This is a genomic window from Blautia faecis, assembly GCF_020554845.1.
Taxonomy (GTDB): Bacteria; Bacillota; Clostridia; order Lachnospirales; family Lachnospiraceae; genus Blautia_A; species Blautia_A faecis.
On record NZ_JAJCIA010000128.1, the window covers coordinates 1 to 225 of the forward strand.

At 50.2% G+C, this 225-nt stretch carries 1 protein-coding gene; it reads right to left on the reverse strand.

Annotation, left to right across the window (positions count from 1 at the left end; all coding sequences use genetic code 11):
• On the reverse strand, window positions 1-225 hold a 225-nt coding region (locus LIZ66_RS18485; RefSeq protein ID WP_227087400.1), incomplete at both ends, for a recombinase family protein.

A 225-nucleotide genomic window follows, 5' to 3' on the forward strand; every position in this document is an offset into this window, starting at 1 on the left:
CAATCCAGTCCTCCGGCTTCTTTTCCCCAATCGTGCCGATTTTGAAACGGTAGTCTTTTTTCTGGGAAGCAATCGCCCCGGTGTAAACGGGATTCATCAAAAGGTCTTTGATAACGGAGAAGTCCCACATATACCGTCCGTTTTCCGGGTCTTTCTTTTCCCATTTGGTTCGGGTATTGCGAAGCCCCCGTTCCCGGTTCCACCATGTGGGGCAGGGGATTTTTT